At 35.9% G+C, this 21,135-nt stretch carries 7 protein-coding genes and 2 pseudogenes; 8 read left to right on the top strand and 1 reads right to left on the bottom strand.

The window, feature by feature from the left end; translation table 11 throughout:
* Positions 1 to 4: 4 nt before the first annotated feature.
* Positions 5 to 3,274: a TonB-dependent receptor gene (locus AC1W31_RS03215; RefSeq protein ID WP_481732960.1), complete on the bottom strand. Its 3,270-nt coding sequence runs from the start codon at positions 3,272 to 3,274 to the stop codon at positions 5 to 7.
* A gap of 1,142 nt (positions 3,275 to 4,416) precedes the next feature.
* Here AC1W31_RS03215 and AC1W31_RS03210 point away from each other — a divergent pair.
* The 8 genes and pseudogenes from AC1W31_RS03210 to AC1W31_RS03175 form a co-directional block, all read left to right on the top strand.
* On the top strand, positions 4,417 to 6,666 hold the full coding sequence (locus AC1W31_RS03210; RefSeq protein WP_481732959.1) for a DUF7133 domain-containing protein: 2,250 nt from the start codon (positions 4,417 to 4,419) through the stop codon (positions 6,664 to 6,666).
* 446 nt (positions 6,667 to 7,112) lie between these two features.
* Complete coding sequence (locus tag AC1W31_RS03205; RefSeq protein ID WP_481733020.1) at positions 7,113 to 7,409, top strand: ISAs1 family transposase; 297 nt, start codon at positions 7,113 to 7,115, stop codon at positions 7,407 to 7,409.
* 406 nt (positions 7,410 to 7,815) lie between these two features.
* Positions 7,816 to 8,082 (top strand): annotated as a pseudogene (locus AC1W31_RS03200) (ISAs1 family transposase); the annotation flags it as partial.
* A gap of 318 nt (positions 8,083 to 8,400) precedes the next feature.
* Positions 8,401 to 12,525, top strand: a complete 4,125-nt coding sequence (locus AC1W31_RS03195; RefSeq protein WP_481732958.1) for a hybrid sensor histidine kinase/response regulator transcription factor — start codon at positions 8,401 to 8,403, stop codon at positions 12,523 to 12,525.
* 531 nt (positions 12,526 to 13,056) lie between these two features.
* Positions 13,057 to 16,206 carry a SusC/RagA family TonB-linked outer membrane protein gene (locus tag AC1W31_RS03190; protein ID WP_481732957.1) on the top strand — a complete coding sequence of 1,050 codons (3,150 nt, stop codon included), beginning with the start codon at positions 13,057 to 13,059 and terminating at the stop codon, positions 16,204 to 16,206.
* A gap of 14 nt (positions 16,207 to 16,220) precedes the next feature.
* On the top strand, positions 16,221 to 18,032 hold the full coding sequence (locus AC1W31_RS03185) for a RagB/SusD family nutrient uptake outer membrane protein (RefSeq protein WP_481732956.1): 1,812 nt from the start codon (positions 16,221 to 16,223) through the stop codon (positions 18,030 to 18,032).
* Positions 18,033 to 18,437: 405 nt separating this feature from the next.
* Complete coding sequence (locus AC1W31_RS03180; RefSeq protein WP_481732955.1) at positions 18,438 to 20,894, top strand: glycoside hydrolase family 95 protein; 2,457 nt, start codon at positions 18,438 to 18,440, stop codon at positions 20,892 to 20,894.
* 77 nt (positions 20,895 to 20,971) lie between these two features.
* Positions 20,972 to 21,135, top strand: a pseudogene (locus AC1W31_RS03175) (sialate O-acetylesterase); the annotation flags it as partial.

Raw genomic sequence — 21,135 nt, 5'->3', positions numbered from 1 at the left:
ATACTTAAAAACTATATCTTAGCCCTAACTGCATCTGCCATCTCGACGCTAATTGGTCGATTGAATAAGTAGCAGTTGGCTTTGTGAATGTATAAGTTGGGTCAGTAGCAGTTCCTGAGTTGGCACGAGCCAATCCTAAGCCCACTGTTGAGTTGAAGGTATTTGGAGAGAAGTAAATTCTACCCCATTCTGAATTCAATAAATTTGTAAAGTTGAAAATATCTAAAGAAACTTGGATGGCATTATTCTTTTCTCCTACTTTGATATTATGAAGAATTCTTACGTCCATGGTAGTATTCCAAGGTGTTCTACCTCCATTACGCTCAGTAAAGTTTCCTTTACGTGTGCTTAAATAATCATCTCCATTTACAAAGTTGATAAAGTTTGTCGCTTGTTGAGCGGCAGTTTCAGTAACTGTACCTGCTGAGTTTTTCTTATCAACAAAATACTTTGTCGCTTCTGCTTCATCCTTGAAAACATACGCTAAACCTGCTGCTTGTGGTGTATTTGCAATCGTTGAATTTACAAATCCCCACGAGAAAGGCGCTCCCGATTGTGCAGAAATCACACCGGTGATGGTAGTTGTTTGGTTTTTGTTCCATTTAAGGGTTTGTCCAATTGAACCGATGATACGATTACGGATATCAAAGTTTGAGTAAGACAATTTAGGGTCATTTGGTGTCAATGACTGATTCAACTGCCAGTTAGATTCCATTGAATTTCGGATACCATTAGTTAAATCATAAGACTGTCCATAAGTATAAGCCATGTTAAAGTTCAAGCCAAAAGGATACGTTTTGCTGGCTTGTAAAGTAACACTATAACGATACCCTTGTGAAGTATTTGACAACTCATAAGCATTAGAGAATGCTGTATTTAATTTCTGACCCGTTGCTCCACCCGATAAATAAATTGGCATTTGTTTTTGCGTATCGTAGCTATAATATTTAACTGAATCTTTCAAGTTGACTTGTTGGAATTTCAAGTCGCTGATTGTTTTTGTATAAATACCTTCAACAGTGAATTTATACCCATTTTTTGTAGTATAATCAACCGCTAAACTATTTCTAAATACTTGTGGCATTTTGAAATTATTCGACATAACATCTACCTGAGTTTGGTTTCCTTGGCCATTATTGAAGGCAAAGGCTTTTGCTCCATCTTTCAATACATCACCTTTGTTAGTAGCTGTTGCACGGTTATTAATATCAAAAGCACCGTACCCAACACCGTCATTGTAGAAAGCATAACCTAACCAAGCAAAAGGAATTCTACCCGTAAAAATACCAGTACTACCACGAATTACCAATGATTTGTCTCCTTTAACATCGTAGTTAAACCCTAACCTTGGAGAAACCAATATTTGACCAAATAACTGATTATTTACCTGACTTAATGGCGTTCCTGCGGTGTAAGTTGTACCTGCATTGATGTCAATAGCGGTTGAGGTAGTTTTAGAACTTAATGCAGGAGAATCAGTACTGGCTACATCAAAACGAATACCTGGAGAAAGTTTGAAGTTATCACTCACTTGAATTTCATCCTGAGCATATACGCTATACAAACCAACCGTGAATTTTGCGTAAGGGTTATTGTAAAGATAATCTCTTGTATTATCTCCAAATGAGTAAGAACCACGAACACGGTTTACTTTTCCTGCTAAAAATTCATCTAAATTTCTGTAAGCAATACGGCCATTCCATGAGTTTACGAAGCCGTAGTTGATGTTATAAATTTCGTTGTGAGTACCTACTAAGAATGTATGCTTTCCTTTGAAGAATGTTACGTTATCAGTAATTTCAAACGTTTTTTGTTTCATATTGAAAACAGATGCTTCACGGTCGTTACCCAAGAAAATAGTTCCGCCATTGTATGAAATCTCAGTTTGTGGGAACGAAAGACTGTTGGCATTATTTCCAGTAATACTGCTACTAAGTGGGTCACGATAATCTTGAATATCAGAATAGCCTAATACTAAACTGTTTGAAACATTACCATTTCCGAAACGACTCTTTAATTCAGCAACCGTTGAGTTTTGATTATTCACTTGTTTGAAGTCCATACTTCCAAAACGGAAATTGGCTGCATCACGCTCTAAGTTCGATGCTTCTGAAGTAACGTAGTTGTTACGAATTGATAATTGATGTTTATCAGAAATATTCCAATCCAAACGATTAAAGAATTTATTACTACGGGAATAAATGTTGTAATTATTGGTCTCACCTGGGTTAAAGCCATAGTTAGTTACCAAATAATTCGTGATTTTGCTGGCTGTTGCAGCATCAATCAAAGAATTTGCATCCCCTGCTCCGTAGAAAATCGGCTCGTTTCTACGAGTAATTTCTTCGTTAGTAAAGAAGAACAATTTATCTTTAATCAATGGTAAACCGATTCTGAAACCTGTTTGAAAATCTGAATAATCACTTGGAATTTTTGCTCCATCACCCGCATTATTTGGACCCGTAATGGTTGCATTACGACCAAATCCGTAAACTGAACCGGTTACCGTATTTGTTCCTGTACGAGTCACGGCGTTAATTGAACCACCCGTAAAGTTTCCGATTTTAACATCGTAGGGAGCAATATAAACTTGTACATCTTGGATAGCATCCAAACTAACTGGGTTTGTACGGGTACTACTGCCTGGCATTCCTGATGTTCCACTTACACCACCCAATGAAGGGCTAAAACCAATGGCATCATTATTAATACTACCGTCGATAGTTACGTTATTATAGCGAAAGTTTGTGCCTGCAAATGAGTTAGTAGAACTTCCTTGCGGAGTCATACGGGTCATATCCGTTAAGCTACGTGATAAGGTTGGCAATACTTTCATAGTTTGCTCTCCAATGCTTGTCCCAGCCCCTAATTTTATGCCTCCTTTATCCGCTTTCACGACGATTTCAGCCAAATTAGTGGCATCTTCACTTACAATAAAGTTGAAACTTGAAGTTGAACCTAAATTCAGCATAATCTCTTCTCTAACTTGAGGTTTGAAACCCACCGAAGTAACTACAATTTTATAGGGCCCGCCTGGGTTCATATTAGCAATTGTATAATGACCATCGAAACTTGTTGCAACACCGTATCTTGAACCAGTTGGTATGTGCGTAGCGATTACGCTTGCTCCTGGAATTTCAGCGCCACTTTTGTCTTTAACTTGACCCGATACGGATGAGGTTGTGATTTGTGCAAATAATTGACCACTAAAAAAGAGGATACTAAAAAATGCTAACAATCGAAATGACTGTTGAATTGTAAATTGACGTTTCATAACGTTAGTTTAAAAAAATGAATTACTTACATATTTGAAAAAATATGCAACATGGATAAATACTGAAAATGAGAAGAATTCTAAATAAGAATTTTTAAGAAAATAATATAGAGGAGATTCCTTTGTGGGAAAGAATAAGATTGTAATTGGAAATTAAACTTGAACGGTGCCCTAACAAAAGTATTCGAGGAGATAAAATCGTTCGAATAAACAATAGAATTGTCTTCTTGCTCTTCTTGCTCTTCATCTAATTCCAATTCAACCGAATTGGTGATGTTTTTGATGAAGTCACAGGTCGCATTTTTCGGTGTGGTAGATGCCTGTATCTCGATCAATTCAAGTTGACTTTTATCTTTTCTAAAAGAGAAACTTGTTAATGACAAAATGACAACAACAAATAGAAATATGGCTTTTTTTAATTTCACAGTACAAAACTACGGCGAGTATATTACTGTATTGTTTCCGTAATGTTCACTTAATATTAAATTATTTATAAGATCTTACTTGAGTTACAGTGCTATTTTTAGCGAAATTTCACTTGAGCGTTTAAACAATTTTGAATCCGATGCTTTTGTTTTTCTTCTTCGCCACTATCTCACTAAGAGTCTATTGTTTATAAAATTGACTACTAAAACCATTTCGATAAGTGGTACTGTGCAATAAATCCAGCCTCATTCCCAAATTTGTAGAGAGTTGTGGACGAAGAAGTACGAGTAGGACAGAAGTTTGTTATTAAAGTTTTTGGATAGGTTGTAATGGGATTTCATCAAAAGTTGTGGTGTTTACGGAGAATGACAGAAAAATTTAGAAATTTATATTAAAATAGTGCAAATTTGCATTGTGAAAAATAAGTTTCTATCAATGAACCAGACCCGTTTACTTGGCTTCAGGAAAATCATAGCTTTGATTTCAACGCCTCAGTCCTTCATTTAATATTAAAATCTGACCTTGAATCGGTCTTTTTGCAGACGAGTGTTTCTATCAGAACGCTTTATGATTAACAATCTGACTGGAATGTTACACCCTATAAAAGAAAAAATGTAATTACTCCACACTTTTGAATCCTCTTTAAAACAAATATCCGTCATTATGGAGTTATTGTATTATATAATTCCCCGAAATAATTAAAAAATTTATCACACATGACTACTAAAGTATCATCCAAAATCGCATTTATAGCATTAATTATAGTTTCCTTCTTTACGGTTGGTTTCAATCTCGTTTCTTTTAAAGAGCCAAAAGTATCACTCGAAGGTTACCAAATTGAAGACGGTTTTGAGTTAAGTGTAATCGCCTCTGAATCTCTATTAAAAGCTCCTGTAAGTATGGATTTCGATAACAAGGGCAGAATGTGGGTGGTAGAAATGATTGGTTACATGCCCAATCTTGAAGGCATCGGAGAAGAGGAACAAAATGGGCATATTACAATTTTGGAAGACCTTGATAAAGATGGTATTATTGACCATTCTAAAGTTTTTTTAGATAAACTCGTGCTGCCACGTGCGTTAGCGCATGTTTACGGGGGTTTACTTTATTCTGATGGTCCAAAACTTTGGTTTGTAGAAATTAAAAACGATAAGCCTGGTAAAAAAACACTTGTTGACCCAATTTATGCTGAAGGCGGGAATGTTGAGCATACCTCAAATGGCTTGATGATGAACATTGATAACTGGATTTATAATGCCAATTATAACTTTAGATACCAGCTTAAAAATGGAAAATGGCTAAAAGAACCAACTTCATACCGTGGGCAATGGGGAATTACGAAAGATAATTTCGGACGACTTTATTATGACAACAACAGTGTTCAACTGCAAGCTGACTATGTTTTGCCAAACAAGGTTATTAGAAATAAATATTTTAAACCTTCGGCAGCTGAAGGCCAAAAATTAACTAATAATAGCGTTTTCCCAATTCATCAAACCTCCGTGAATCGAGGGTATCAAAAGGGTATTTTAGACGAAAGAGGATATTTAAAAGAAGTAACTGCTTCGTGCGGACCAATGATTTACAGAGGCGGTGCTTTTCCTGTGGCGTATAACCAAAATGCGTTTGTGTGTGTACCCGAAGCGAATCTTATCAAACGCAATACTTTAAGCTTTAACAATATTCAAACGGTTGCTAACCAAGCAATAGCAGAAAAAGAATTTATTGCCTCAACAGATGAAGGATTCCGTCCCGTTAATTTATTTAATGGACCCGATGGTGCCATGTATATTGTGGATATGCACCGAGGCATTATTCAGCACAAAGCCTATATTTCTCAATATTTGGCCGAGCAATTGGCAAACAAGAAATTAGATACTTTGCAAAATGCAGGACGGATCTTAAAAGTAGTGAATAAAACTACCAAACTTCACGCAATACCAGATTTGACGAAAGCAACAAACAAAGATTTATTGGCATTATTGAGTCACCCAAATGGTTGGTTGAGAGATAGAGTTCAACAAATATTAATTCAGAAAAAAGATAAAACCATCGTAAAAGATTTGATTGCTCTTACTCAAGTCAATAATGAATATTCAACAGCCATTCATGCACTTTATGTTTTAGATGGTCTAAATGCCCTGACTTTCGGTATTGTATCTGATGTTTTGACTAAATCTAAACAACCAGAAGTAATTTCTCATGCTTTAGGACTTTCTGAATATTTTGCAACCATTCAAAACACGGCAAAAATAAAAGCGATTTGCACGCAATTGCTGGTACAAAATAATGAAACTATCGACCTTTACTTGGCTTTTGCTTTAAACGCTTGGCTTAAAACGAATGATAATGGAATTCCACCAATTCTTGCCCAAATAGAAAAAAAATATGCCGAAAAACGAATTATTCAAGAAGCAATTGTGAGTAGTCTTGATGGAAAAGAACAGCAATATTTGAATACTCAAAATCCATCGGCTTTGCTCAAAAATAATTTGACGATAGCTATCAACAATCATCAGAAAAAAACGTTAAATCCAATTTTTGTTAAAGAGGTCAATGTAGTGGATAACCGAACCAAAGGTTTACAATTATTCCGTTCTATCTGTGCTGCTTGTCATGGTGCCGATGGAAAAGGTATTCAAGATTTAGCTCCGCCACTAAAGGATTCGGAATATATAAATGGCTCCATGAAAAGATTAGCTTCTATTCTTCTGCATGGATTAAGTGGTCCAATATCCGTTAATGGAAAGCAATATCAACTCAACAATGAAATGCCGGGATTAGCCAATAATAAAGATTTGAGCGATGAAGACATCGCCGATATTATTCGTTATACTCAAAATGCTTTTGCCATAGATGGTAAAAATATTTCTGCAAGTGATGTTAAAAAATTACGGGATAAAAAGCCTGCGGGCGGTGGGCTATTTAACGAAAAACAATTGCTCGAAACCGATTTTGAGAAGTAATTATCTATAATAAGTATTACGTATAAAATGATTCTTCGTCAATTTTGGTATAACCTTTCGAATGCATCGAAAAGTGTAGGGCAACTAATTTGTTCGCTAACTTGAAGCAGTAAAATTCCTTCAAAGATGAAAGCCACACGAGGTAGGAAATCTCGTGAAGAAAATACTGAATCTCAGACGGTAATCGTTTGTTTCAAAATTTATCTTTTAATGATTTTCCCATTGATTAATAACCGTTTCAGAGTCAATGGAAACTGATGTCTGCTTTTCTACAGATAAGTACTGTGCTTTTATAAGGCTTTTTGCAAAAGATTATCTTATAGACAAGGTAAAACATTCGACAATAATCCAGGTTGAATTCATTTAAAAATGCGAGTTATTTATAAAATTAGGAACTTTGTCAGATGAACTGGTAAACTTTCTTTAAAGACGTTCCCGATTTTCGCATAAATCGCCGCAAGAAGCATAATCTTTTAGACATTTTAGTAATATCATTGTGTGCTTGCGTATGCGGAGCGGACGATTTTGAAGATATTGCGCTTTATAGTATTCCAAAGGAGCCTTTTTTTCGGACATTTCTGGAATTCCCCAACGGTATATCTATGCATGATACTTTTAACAGAGTCCTAAAATTTTTAGCTAAAGAAGCCTTTTTAGACAGTCTTTATCGCTGGTCAAAAGAGATTTTGTCAACTCTTAATGAAGAATATACCCAAATCAATATTGACGGTAAAGTTCTTTGAGCAACGGCTAAATCTGGTCATAAAAAATCGGGACTTTGTCTATTAAGTGCTTGGGTTTCTGACCAAATACTAATCTTAGGACAGCAAAAAGTAGATTTAAAATCTAATGAAAAAACAGTCGTCCCTGATTTACTTAATAGTCTTGATTTAAAAGGTAGTATAGTATCAATCGATGCCATTGCTTGTGATGTTAAAAATGCTGATTTTATTTCAGAAAACAAGGGCATTATATCTTAGCGTTAAAGAATAATAACATAAATATCTGTCAGCAAGTTAGTCAACAATTTGCCCAAGTTAATATTCAACTACTTAAAGATGAACATATTGACTTTGGTAGTCGTAGAATTGAAACAAGGACTTGCTATGTTGAAAATAACCTAACCCATACGATGATTTAACCTCTTGGCAACATCTTAAAAGTACTATTATTGTAGAATCCAAAAGAGAAATCAAAGGTAAAGTCAGTTTTGAAACTCGTTCTTATCTCAGTGATTTAGCCCTCGAACCCAAAGCATTTAATCAATACATTCGTAATCATTGGAGGATAGAAAATAGTTCAGGCGGCGTTCCGCTGCATTGGCAGTTAGACGTTACTTTTCGAGAAGATTTGCAAAGAACTCAATGTGGAAATACCCCCGAAAATTTAGCCATTGTTCGTATATTATGTTTGTAACTTCTTAATAAAATAACCGATAAAGAAAGCATAAAAACCCCACATTTAAGCGACTCCCCAATTTTAATAACATATTGCATTTTTTAAATGAGTTCAACCTGCATTAGCTTTGAGATAAATACAAGGAAATATTTTCTGTAAAAGGGCATCAGAATATTGATACATTTCGTATTTTAGCTTAGCAATTTCGGCTTCTCTGATTTAATGCTATGAGCCTTGTTTTGTTTAGTCGCAACGAAATTGCTCAATTTTAGCTATTTCAAAATTTTAATATTTATCCACGCAAAGTATATTCATAAATGGACAACATGACAAACCATGAAAAATAAATATCTATTTTTTATTTTACTTTTGGTATTCCAAACAACATTTGGACAAGAGAAAAGTTACAACTTTATCAACCTCAATAGTAAACATGGTTTATCATCAAATTCGGTCAATACCATTTTGAAGGATAAATATGGCTTTATGTGGTTTGGTACTGATGACGGACTCAATAAATTTGATGGACAAAATTTTATTGTTTATCGGCATAATGATACAGATTCGGCCAGTATTGGCAGGGGGATTGTCATGGCCATACAAGAAGATAAAAATGGAAATTTATGGGTTGGGACGAATATCACCTTATCGCTATACAATAGAAGTTTAAATAATTTTATCAACTTTGATTTTAGTAAACTCGGTTGGATTAGAAGTTTAGAGGCAGACCATCTTGGCAATATTTGGGTTGCCACTTACACAGGATTATATTATTTTAATCCTAAAACAAGGAAAATAGTTGGTTACAGAGCTAATCCATTAAGGAATGACAAACTAAATTCAGAGGCTATTCTGAGTGTATTTGAGGACAGTAAAAATCGAGTGTGGGTTGGTACAAATGCTGGTTTTCATTTACTAAATACCCAAAATGGCAAGTTTACCCGTTTCTTGCATAATAAAAATAATCCATTGAGTATTTCTATTGGTATAGTGCGTACCATAGCGGAAGATAAAGAGGGAAATATTTGGGCCGGTACCGCAGAGGGACTCAATAAAATGGATGTTCAAAAACAAACATTTGAGTCTTTCAAAAGTGTAAAATCGGATGAGCAAACATTAAGTGATAATAGCATTTATAAAATTTCTTTTGATAAGGAGAATAAAATATGGGTTGGTACGGAAGATGGCTTAAATATCTTTGACCCAACTAATGGCAAAACGGTTAGGATAGATAAATCAACCTCAAATAATTATAGTGGAATAGGAAGTTTTGTGGGTCATTCCATCCGAGATATTTATTTGGATAATTGTGGTATCTATTGGATTGGCACTAAACAGAGAGGCGTAAATAAATTTGATACCAATCTGGCATTTTTCAACCATAAGAAACTAAATTATATGGACATAGAAGGATTCAGTGCTGGCTCTGTTTTTTCATTCGCCGAAAGCCCTACTGGGGATATTTTTATTGGTACTGATGATAAAGGACTTAATGTTTTCAATAAAAAAACAGGACTATTAAAACCCATTCCGCTGTTGGGAATGGAAGCTCAAAAAGGGATTATTCTGGCATTAGAACGCTCGGAGAATACACTTTGGATAGGTACTTATTTGTATGGTATTTTCGTGATGGATTTATCAGCAAAGGTAATCAAGAATATACCTATACCAAAAAGTAATACTGATATTACAAATATTCCTGTGAATTGTTTGCGGGCGGATAAACAAGGGAATATTTGGATTGGCACTAACGGTAAAGGACTTTATAAATACCACATCAAAACGGGCGAATTGATTCATTTTAGCCAAATTTTTCAGCAAAAAGAAGTCAAGAACATTTTATTTACTGGCTACATTACGGCTATTGAAGAAGACCTCCAAGGAAATCTATGGATTGGTACAAATGGTGGTGGCTTGATTATGTACAATCCAAGGCAGAACAAACAAATCGTATTTAATCATGATAATAGTAATCTGCCATTAGATATGATATTAGCAATTCATTGTGATAAATCGGGGCAAATTTGGGTGGGCGTTTTGGGGGGAGGATTATGTCTGTATGATACTAAAATCCAAAAATTTCATCAATATAGTGTAAAAAATCTCTTATCTAATGATGTTATTTATAAAATATTAGAAGATGATTTGGGTAAATTGTGGGTGAGTACCAACAAAGGAATTAGTGTTTTTGACCCTCAGAAAAAGGTATTCAAGAATTATACGTATCATAATGGTATCCAACAGAGTAATTTTAATATCGGTGCGGGGCTAAAAACCAGTTCTGGAGAAATGTATTTTGGGGGAAATGAAGGATTTAATTATTTTAATCCTTCATTTCTCAATCAGAATAAAAATATACCCTTGCTTGTATTTACAGATTTAAAAATTGGTCATAAAAGCATAAATCCAGTCGAAAATACGGAGATTACCGAACCAATATCGGTTTTAAAAAAGATAAATCTCAGTTACAAGCAGAATTTTTCCTTAGATTTTGTCGCCTTAAATTACACCGCACCACAGGAAAATCAATATACGTATATGCTTGAGGGTTTTGATAAAGAGTGGAATCAAGCAGGTGCTTTAACTACCGCTGTTTATACCAATTTAGACCCAGGTGAATACAAATTTAGACTGAAAGCTAAAAGCGAAGATAGTTCATGGCATACGCCCGAAAAAGTAATTGAAATTATTGTGCATCCTCCGTTTTGGCGTACTTATTACGCTTATGCTGCTTATTTCTTGATTTTAGGGCTTACTTTTTTGACACTTCGCAGAAGAGCAATTCAGAAATTGAGAAATGAATTTGCTTTGGCACAGGAACGTCTTGAAGTAAAACACTTTATCGAAAAAGAACGCACGGAAGCCGAGCGAAAAATGGAAATGGAACAATTAAAAATCAAGTTTTTAACCAATCTGAGTCATGAATTAAAAACACCACTTACCCTTATTTTGAATCCGATTGAAAGCCTATTATTCAAGGAAAAAAGTTCTGACAAAGTTGATACCTTGAATTTGATAAATAGAAATGCCAAAAGGTTATTAAATATTGTAAATCAACTGTTGGATTTTCGTAAGATAGAAGAAAATGAATTGAAGTTACGTACCTCAGAAGGAGATTTAGTGGCGGTTGCCAAAGAGATATTTGATTCTTTCAAGTACATTTCAGACCGAAAGCATATTCACCTCGATTTTTATAGTTCTTTGATTGAATTTTATACCGTTTTTGATAAGGATAAAGTTGAACGAATTTTGCTTAATCTGTTATCCAATGCCATCAAGTTTACGAATGAAAACGGAAAGGTATATTTTCATATTCAACCAGATGCTGAATATGGCATTAAGTTGATTGTCGGTGATACGGGTATCGGTTTGCCAGCTGAAAAATTAGAAAAAATATTTGACAGGTTTTATCAGGTTAATAATCAAGATAATATTCTTAATCAAGGTAGTGGAATTGGACTGTCAATTACCCAAGAGTTTGTCAAACTTCATGGAGGAACCATCAATGTGGATAGTATTGAAGGTAGAGGTAGTATTTTTAGTGTTGTGATACCATTGCTCGAAATAAAACAAATGGAAAGTAATGAGCTTTTGATGCCAATGGAAGAAGAAATAAATCATCCTGTGAATTCTGAGCAAGCATTTATCGAATCTTCTAAAATCGAAAAGCCTATCATATTATTGGTGGATGATAGTGAAGACATTAGAATTTATCTTAGAGAAAGTTTAAAAGACCAATATCGAATAGTAGAAGCATCAGACGGTATGAAAGGCTGGCAAAAAGCACTTTCTGCTCATCCAGAAATCATTGTGAGTGATATTAGTATGCCAAATATGGACGGAATTACCTTGGTAAAAAAATTAAAAAATGATAATAGAACCAAGCATATTCCCGTAATATTATTAACTGTTTTGGCGGAAGAAATAGACCAATTAAAAGGTTTACAGATAGGAGCAAACGATTACCTTACTAAGCCGTTCAATTTTCAGTTGTTAAATCTAAAAATTAGTAATTTATTAGCACTCAATAATGTTTTTAAAGATACTTATACCAAACAAATAAGTATCGAAATTCCAGAAGTTGGATTCATGTCTGAGGATAAAAAGTATTTAATAAAAATTTCTCAATTTATCGAAGATCATATCAGCAATCCCGATTTATCCGTAACGGAACTTAGCAAAAAGATGAATACGAGCCGTGGAACCATGTATAGCAAAATTCTGAGTCTCACGGGCGAAACACCCGTAGAATTTATCCGTTCAATTAAACTCAAAAAGGCGGTAATGCTCTTAGAAAATAGTGATATGAAAATCTCTCATATTGCTTATGAAGTAGGTTTCTCCAACCCTAATTATTTCACAAGAGCTTTCAAAGCAAAATATAATATCTCACCTTCTGAATACATACTTTTGAAAAGAGACCCCAGGAAAAGTATCCATCATTCAGCAGAATTAATGTGAGATTTATGCGTAAATTAATGCCTTGGTAATCCAAAATTACTAAGGCATTTTAATTTTGGAATTATACGAAATTCAATCGTCAAAGACGGAAGTCGTCTTTTTGAAGGACGACTTCCGTAGCCTTCCGTCTAAATTATAGAAGAACCCAAAATGTTAATGCTAATTTTCTTCTACCATTAATCAACCTTCTTATCTTTCATTATTCTCATCCTTATTTCTCCTCGAGGTTTCGCCAACCATTCTTTATCACTTAAAAAAGAAAAAATTTAATAAAAACTATTTTTTTAATTTTCAATCTCAATAACTCTTCACTTATTGGATTGATTCATCTCTTTCGCTCAAAATGTTCTATTTGGGCAATATTAATTGTGTCAAATTGACATTTTTCCATCTCATTGAACATTTGTGAATCATATTTGATATTTTGTGCCGTACATTTTTTTATACATCTACTTACTTTACACCATCAAAAAAGCCTTCTGTCTAAGGAGGATTAAATTTTTTATTAAAACAATCATATTTAACATTCTTATGAAAAAAATCGACTATCTTATTTTTCAGCGGAAGAATATTCCATATTTCTTGGTTTGGGTTATTCTATTTTTATCTATTTCCAGCTTTTCCGCCGAAGCTCAGACCCTGAAAGGGCGTGTTACTACCGACACTGGAAAAGAGTTGCCAGGGGCTTCAATTTTAATTAAAGGAACAACCACTGGTACGGTTGCTAACAGTAATGGAGAGTATAACTTCAACAATTTACCTAAAAATGCAACGATTGTCGTTACAAGTATTGGGTATGTAAAACAAGAATTTTACGTAGGTTCAAAAACCGTAATTGACGTTGTTTTAGAAGTTGATATTAGAGAGTTAGGCGAGGTTATCGTGGTGGGCTATGGTACTCAAAAGAAAAGAGACATAACTGGTTCGGTTATATCAGTTTCGGAGGCAACTTTAAAAGAAGTACCAGCTCCTAATCTCTTGAATTCTTTAAAAGGAAGAGCTGCAGGTGTGTCAATTGTGAGTAATGGTTCTACCCCTGGTAGCCAAGCGTCCATTCGTATTCGTGGTAATCGCTCCCTGACAACGGGTAGTGGCGATGGGCTTGATGGTCCTTTGGTGGTGGTTGATGGCATTCCTTTTGGTGGATTAAATGACATAAACCCCGACGACATTGCCAATCTTGAAATTCTTAAAGATGCCTCAGCAACGGCTATTTATGGTTCTCGTGGTGCAGGTGGCGTTATTTTAGTAACTACCAAAAGAGGTAAAATTAGTAAACCTGTATTTAGTTATGATGGCTATCACGGAGTAACGAGCATGATGGGTAAATACAACGTGATGAATGGGGAACAATATGCCAAGTTCAAAGACTTATCGGCGGCATATAATACACAAGGTGCGGGTACAACGGCTTATCCATTAACGGAGGAAGAAAAAGCCAATTTAGCCGCTGGGGTTTCTACCGATTGGCAAAGTTTAATGTACGGTAAAGGATTTAACACCAGTCATCAACTTGGTTTGCAGGGCGGTGTAGAAAATACGCAATACGGCATGGGACTTGGCTATTTTAATGAAACTGGTATTTTACCAAACCAAAATTTTGACCGTATGACGCTCCGTGCCACAATAGACCAAAAGATCGGGAAATATCTGAAAATTGGTTTAAATACCATCAATACGATGACCCATAGAAATGACCCTGCGGGAGGGGGAATTCCAACAGAATTGGTACGTTTATCGCCCTTGGTTTTGCCTTATAACGCTGATGGAAGTGTCAATTTAAACCCTAAAAAAGGTACGATTGAATCTCAAGCAGTAACTCCTTTGACGCTTATTACTCGTGGAAGTGATATTCTTTCAAATGAGCGTTCGTTGAGAACCTTCAATAGTTTATATGCAGAAGTAAACATTATAGATGGTCTTAAATACCGCTTCAATGCTGGTCTTAACTTTAGTCAAATACATTTTAATGGCTATGCCCCACCAAATACTTTTGTAAATACGGGCGTTGACCAAAGTGTATCAAGTGCAGATATTAGAAATACTGAGTATTGGGATGTGAATTTCCAGCATTTATTATATTATGATAAAGTATTTGCTAACAAACATAAAATAGGTTTGACTGCACTTTATGAAGTTACTAAAAACCATAGTTTAGGTTCAAATTTTAACGTAAAAGGGGTTCCTGCGGATTATATCAAAACCGCTAATTTTTCTTTGGCCTCGGGAGCGATAACGGCTAATGCCACCAGTGGAAACTTTTTCTCGGAAACAGGTTTACTTTCGTATATGGCACGTTTGAATTATACTTTCAATGATAAATACACGATGACTGCTACTTTTCGTAGAGATGGTTCTTCAACTTTATCGCCTGGTAATCAATATTTTAACTATCCCGCTATCGGTTTCAGTTGGAATATTATTGATGAGCCATTCATGAAAAATATTCCCGTATTTTCTAATTTAAAATTAAGAGGTGGTTGGGGTATATCGGGTAACCGTAACGTCGATGCCTATGCCACATTGGGAGCACTTTCTGCGGGTTATTACAACTTTGGTACTACGACTGCTGGTCAATCACTTGCCTATACCGTTACAAGTCTACCTTCCAGTAATTTAGGATGGCAATCAACGGCTCAGAGTAATGTTGGATTGGAAATTGGATTATTAAATAGTCGCATTACGGGTTCATTTGACGTTTATCAGCAAAATACAAAGGATATTCTGCTTTCAGTAAACCTACCTCAAAGTAATGGAGCGGGTTCTACTTTGAAAAATTTAGGAGCAACAAAAGGTTCAGGATTTGAATCATCTTTAACGTTTGATATTTTCAGAAATAAAGCTGGATTTAATTGGAGTACCGATGTTACCTATTTCTTCAATCGTGAGGAAATTACGCAACTTACCACGCCTAATGAATTAGACAATAAAGGTAATTTTTGGTTTGTTGGACAACCGCTTACGGTTATTTACGATTACAATAAAATTGGAATATGGCAACAATCTGATAAAGATAACGGTACGTTAGCGAAACAAACTTCACCCGTTCAAGTACCTGGAGAAATCAGAGTGGAAGATGTAGATGGGAACGGTAAAATTGATGCGGCTGACCGTAAAGTGATTGGAAACTTCCAACCAAAGTGGGAAGGTGGTTTTACGAGTAGAATGTCTTTCAAAGGCATTGATTTATCTATCGTTACTTACGCTCGTATGGGTATGAAAGTATTGGTTCCTTATTTAGCTGGAACATCGGGTGGTGGCTCAGGATTTGGATTTCTTAACCAAGGCCGCTCAAATCAGTTAGTGATGGATTATTGGACAACTGAAAACCCAACGAATGCTTTTCCAAGACCAAATGCTGGTGGTGGCATAAGAGACTTTACCTCAACGACGCAATACCAAGATGGTTCGTTTATAAAAGTGCGTAGTATCAACTTGGGATATACTGTACCCACGAAAATGCTTGCCAGAATGGGCATTTCGTCCGCTCGTATATACGTGAACGCTACCAATCCATTTATTCTTTATTCGCCATTAGTGAGCGATAATCTTGCCGTTGACCCCGAAGGAAATGGATATGGAAATACAATCCAAGGTGGAAATTTCAACCGTCAAATTAGTGTAAACCTAAATAATCCGCCTGTTCGTCAGTTTACTTTAGGTGTAAATCTCAAATTTTAATTACAGACAAAAAGATGAAAAAAATAAATATTTCAATACTTGCCTTAACTTTAATTTTAAGTGTAGGATGTGAAAAAATACTTGAAGAACAACCTCAATCTCAAATCGTACCCTCTTATTTCAATAGTCCAGCGGGCGTACTTGGGGGAATTGCAGGGGTATATAACGAAATTCGTAACCAATGGGGCACGGAAGGTTTTTCTTCCGAGATGCAGGCAGGAACGGATGAATTCGTTCAAGGTGCCAGTAGTGGTGGTGGACCGGTTCATACTTTTAACGGATTGAATGCTACAAACTTTGGTTCGGCGTGGGGTACGTCTTTTACCTGTATTAACACAGTGAATGGCGTACTAAAATATGGTCAAAGCATTGATTTACCCGAAGCAACAAAAAAACAATATTTGGCACAGGCTAAGTTTTTGAGAGCATTTTGGTATTTTTATTTGGTTCAAACTTGGGGAGATGTGCCTTTACATACTGAATTTATAACGGTTCCTTCACAAGCCGCAAAAAGAGATCCGGCAATCGAAGTTTATAAATTAATTATTCAGGATTTAACCGAAGCGGCGGCGGCATTACCAGATAAACCTACGGCGCCCTTCTTGGGTAAAGCTGCCACCAAACCTGTGGCACAGTTATTCTTGGCAAAGGCTTACCTTACCCGTGGTTGGTTGACAAATTCACAAACTGATTTTGCAGAAGCGGCAAGAATTTCGAGCGACATAATTGCTAATAAAACAACTTACGGATTGGATTTATGGCAAGATTTCGGGGATGCTTTTGTACCTGCCAATGATTATGGTAAAGAAACGATGTTCGTCAGTGACCATTCAAATGATGCTAAATTTGGCTACTATGTGGTTGGTGGTGGTGCCAGTGGTGGTGCTGGTCAGAATCTTACGCCTTGGTTCGCTAACTGGAACTATCCCAATAACAGTGGCGTAAACTCAAATGTAAATGCAGGTGGCGTTATGGTGAATTCTGGAACTTCGTTGATGGTTCGTGATTCATATTATGGTCGTCCGTACCAACGTATTCGCCCAAATAGTGACAAGCAAACTACTGGAACGGTAACAGGTAAGAACTATTTTCTGGACCAAGCTTTTGTTAGAAGAGATATTGATTCAAGATTTGCTAATACATTTTACACGGTCTATCTTGCTAACAAAGAAACCACCAACACCGCCACAACTGCCAACAACAAAAGAGGCATTAGTTATACCACCCAAATTGGTATTGATACAGCGGTTTGGCTTCCAGACTTTGAAGTGGCTGGAGCTCCACAATTCATTGGCACAAGACCATTTAAAGGAATCGTTGTGCCACCAAGCCTTTGGAAATCAGATGTTTATCCTGCTATCAAGAAACAAATGGATCCAAGTCGTGGAACTAATTTCAACGATCCATCAACTCGTCCTGTCGTACTCACTCGTTTTGCGGAAATTTATCTCATAGGTGCAGAAGCTTATTTACAAGCAGGAAATAAAAACAAAGCCGCTGAACTTTTGAACGTGTTACGTCAGAGAGCCGCTTATCGTAAGACCAATACAACCGCTCAAAATACCGCAGCCGTTACGGCAATGTTGATAAAAGCAGATGATGTAACGGTTGATTTTATCTTAGATGAAAGAAGCCGTGAACTCTTTGGAGAATGGATGAGAAACCAAGATTTGGTACGAACAAAATCTTTAGTAAGACGAGTACAACTTTGGAATAAAGAAGCAAGTCCGTATGTGAAAGATTTTCACGCTTTGAGACCAATACCACAATCTGAAATAGACCGCACGGTCGAAGGGCCAGCATTTACACAAAATCCTGGTTATTGATATTTTTTCTGTGAACTGCTAACATATTTGCAAAAAAAGCTAATTGTTAGCAGTTCAGATAAAATGTAGTCCTAAAAATTATCCAGTCTTCCAACTTTATTTAATTCCTATATTTTTTCAATTAGTAGCTACAATTCATGCAAGTGTAGCTATTTACAGATCATTTGTCTCAATTAAAAAAATATAACTTTACTTTTAAAATATTATATAAAACGTATAATTATATTTGTGTATATTTGACACATATAAAATAATAGTTTTACCTAATCAAAATAAATAATGGAAAATAATCAAGCAAATTGAAAATTGATAAATTTCACAAATAACCACCAATAAAACAATCTTAAAAATCTTAGTTTTTTATGTCTCAAAACTAAATTTCAAATAAATTTAACTTTAAACGCTATGAAAAAACTTTTAATATTTTTCTTATTGATAACGGCTTTATTTACAAAAGCTCAACAAAAAACGCCCTTAAAACTTTGGTACAAGCAACCCTCTGGTAAAATTTGGGAAAATGCCTTGCCAATAGGTAATGGGCGTCTGGGGGCAATGGTTTACGGCAACGGTGAAAATGAAATCATTCAGCTCAATGAACATACGGTTTGGAGTGGCAGTCCAAATAGAAACGATAATCCCGATGCGTTGGCTGCTTTGCCCGAAATAAGGAAAATGATTTTTGAGGGAAATCATAAAGAAGCTGAAAACTTGGCAAATAAGGCTATTATTTCCAAAAAATCGCAAGGACAAATGTTTCAGCCCGTTGGATATTTAAACCTGAATTTTCAGGGACATGAAAAATACCTTAATTATTACCGTGAATTGGATATTGAAAAAGCCATTTCAAAAACTACCTACACGGTAGACGATGTTACATTTACTCGTGAAGCTTTCGCTTCCTTTGCGGATAGAGTAATTGTGATGAAAATATCTGCTAATAAATCGGGCAAACTTTCCTTTATCGCCAATTATACTTCTCCACACAAGAAAAAATCTTTTACCATCAATCAAAACGATTTACAGATTAATGGCACCACCAGTGACCAAGATGGCATCAAAGGACTGGTAGAATTTATGGGCATTACCCGAATTAAATTGGAAGGTGGAATACTTTTGAAAACCGATACATCTTTAATGGTAAAAGAAGCTAATGCTGCTACGATTTTCATTTCGATTGCTTCAAACTTTAATAATTACAACGACCTAAGCGGCGAAGAAGAAAGACGTGCAGTTACGTATTTGAATAATGCTTACGGCAAAACGTATGAGCATTTAAAAGCTACGCACATCGCAGCTTACCAAAAATATTTCAATCGGGTAAAAATTGATTTGGGCAGTTCCGCCGCTGCCAATTTACCAACTGATGAACGTTTGAATAATTTCAGAAATACCAATGACCCCCAAATGGTGGCTCTTTATTACCAGTTTGGACGTTATTTATTAATTTCATCTTCACAACCTGGCGGACAAGCGGCTAATCTTCAAGGCATTTGGAATAATAAACTTAGCCCTCCGTGGGACAGCAAATACACCATCAATATCAATGCTGAGATGAATTATTGGCCTGCCGAAAAAACCAATCTTTCTGAATTGCACGAGCCATTCTTGAAAATGGTACAGGAACTTTCGGTAACTGGTCAAAAAACTGCTAAAGATATGTACGGAGCCAGAGGTTGGATGGCGCATCATAATACAGATATTTGGCGAGCAACAGGTGCGATTGATGGAGCTTTTTGGGGAATGTGGACGGCGGGAGGCGGTTGGGTAAGTCAACATCTTTGGGAGCATTACCTTTACACAGGCGACAAAGCATTTTTAACTTCGGTATATCCAGCTTTGAAGGGTGCGGCCATGTTTTATGTTGACTTTTTGGTTGAACATCCCAAATATAAATGGATGGTTGTAAACCCTGGAAATTCACCAGAAAATGCACCCGCTGCCCACGATGGCTCATCACTTGATGCGGGCGTAACGATGGACAATCAAATTGTTTTTGATGTTTTTAATACCGCCATTCGAGCGGCTGAAATGCTTAAAAAAGATGCTTCTTTTGTGGATACTTTAAAACAAATGCGGGCAAAATTACCTCCCATGCACATTGGTAAACACAACCAACTGCAAGAATGGCTCGATGATATTGACGACCCCAAAGATAATCACCGTCATATTTCACATTTGTACGGTTTATTTCCTTCCAATCAAATATCGGCCTATCGCACCCCTGAGCTTTTTGAGGCTTCTAAAAATACATTAATTCAACGTGGGGATGTTTCAACAGGTTGGAGTATGGGTTGGAAAGTGAATTGGTGGGCAAAATTACAAGACGGAAATCACGCTTATAAATTAATCCAAAATCAACTCACTCCAATCGGAAATGAGCGTGGAGCGGGTGGAACTTATAACAATCTTTTTGATGCGCACCCACCTTTTCAGATTGATGGCAATTTTGGGTGTACTTCCGGGATTACTGAAATGCTTATGCAAAGTTCTGATGGAGCTATACAAATACTACCTGCATTGCCTGATGTGTGGACTTCAGGAAGCATCGGTGGTTTGAAAGCAAGGGGAGGTTTTGAAATTGTAGAAATCAAATGGCAAGATTCAAAACTGGTAAAATTAATCGTAAAGTCGAACTTAGGCGGCAATTTAAGACTACGACTGCCCAACCAAATGAAAAGCAATAATGGACAAGCCTTAAATGTTGCAAAAGGAGAAAACCCAAACCCTTTTTACTTTGTAAATGAAACAGCGAAACCAATTATATCGGAATCTGCTTCATTAAGCTCCTTGAATTTAAAACCTACTTTTTTGATAGATATACCTACTCAAATAGGCAAAATTTATAGCCTCATAAATAATTAACTAATTGAAAATAAACTATTTATAAAAATATAAAGTCTCAAATCGTGAAGAAAACAAACGCAAAACACAAAATATATATCATCTTCTTATCTACTTGTTTATTAATTGCCAATAAGTCTTTCTCACAAAACCCCAAGTTTCATATTTACCTCTGTTTTGGACAGTCGAACATGGAAGGCAATGCCAAATTTGAACCACAGGACACGACTGTAAATAGTCGTTTTCGAGTATTAGAAGCCCT

The organism is Arcicella sp., assembly GCF_964672035.1.
This window is presented reverse-complemented; position numbering and strand designations above follow the sequence as displayed.

Excerpts from the sequence above, each read along its gene's own strand:
- AC1W31_RS03215 (WP_481732960.1), bottom strand. The coding sequence starts at position 3,274 with ATGAAACGTCAATTTACAATTCAACAGTCATTTCGATTGTTAGCATTT.
- AC1W31_RS03210 (WP_481732959.1), top strand. The coding sequence starts at position 4,417 with ATGACTACTAAAGTATCATCCAAAATCGCATTTATAGCATTAATTATA.
- AC1W31_RS03195 (WP_481732958.1), top strand. The coding sequence starts at position 8,401 with ATGAAAAATAAATATCTATTTTTTATTTTACTTTTGGTATTCCAAACA.
- AC1W31_RS03190 (WP_481732957.1), top strand. The coding sequence starts at position 13,057 with ATGAAAAAAATCGACTATCTTATTTTTCAGCGGAAGAATATTCCATAT.
- AC1W31_RS03185 (WP_481732956.1), top strand. The coding sequence starts at position 16,221 with ATGAAAAAAATAAATATTTCAATACTTGCCTTAACTTTAATTTTAAGT.
- AC1W31_RS03180 (WP_481732955.1), top strand. The coding sequence starts at position 18,438 with ATGAAAAAACTTTTAATATTTTTCTTATTGATAACGGCTTTATTTACA.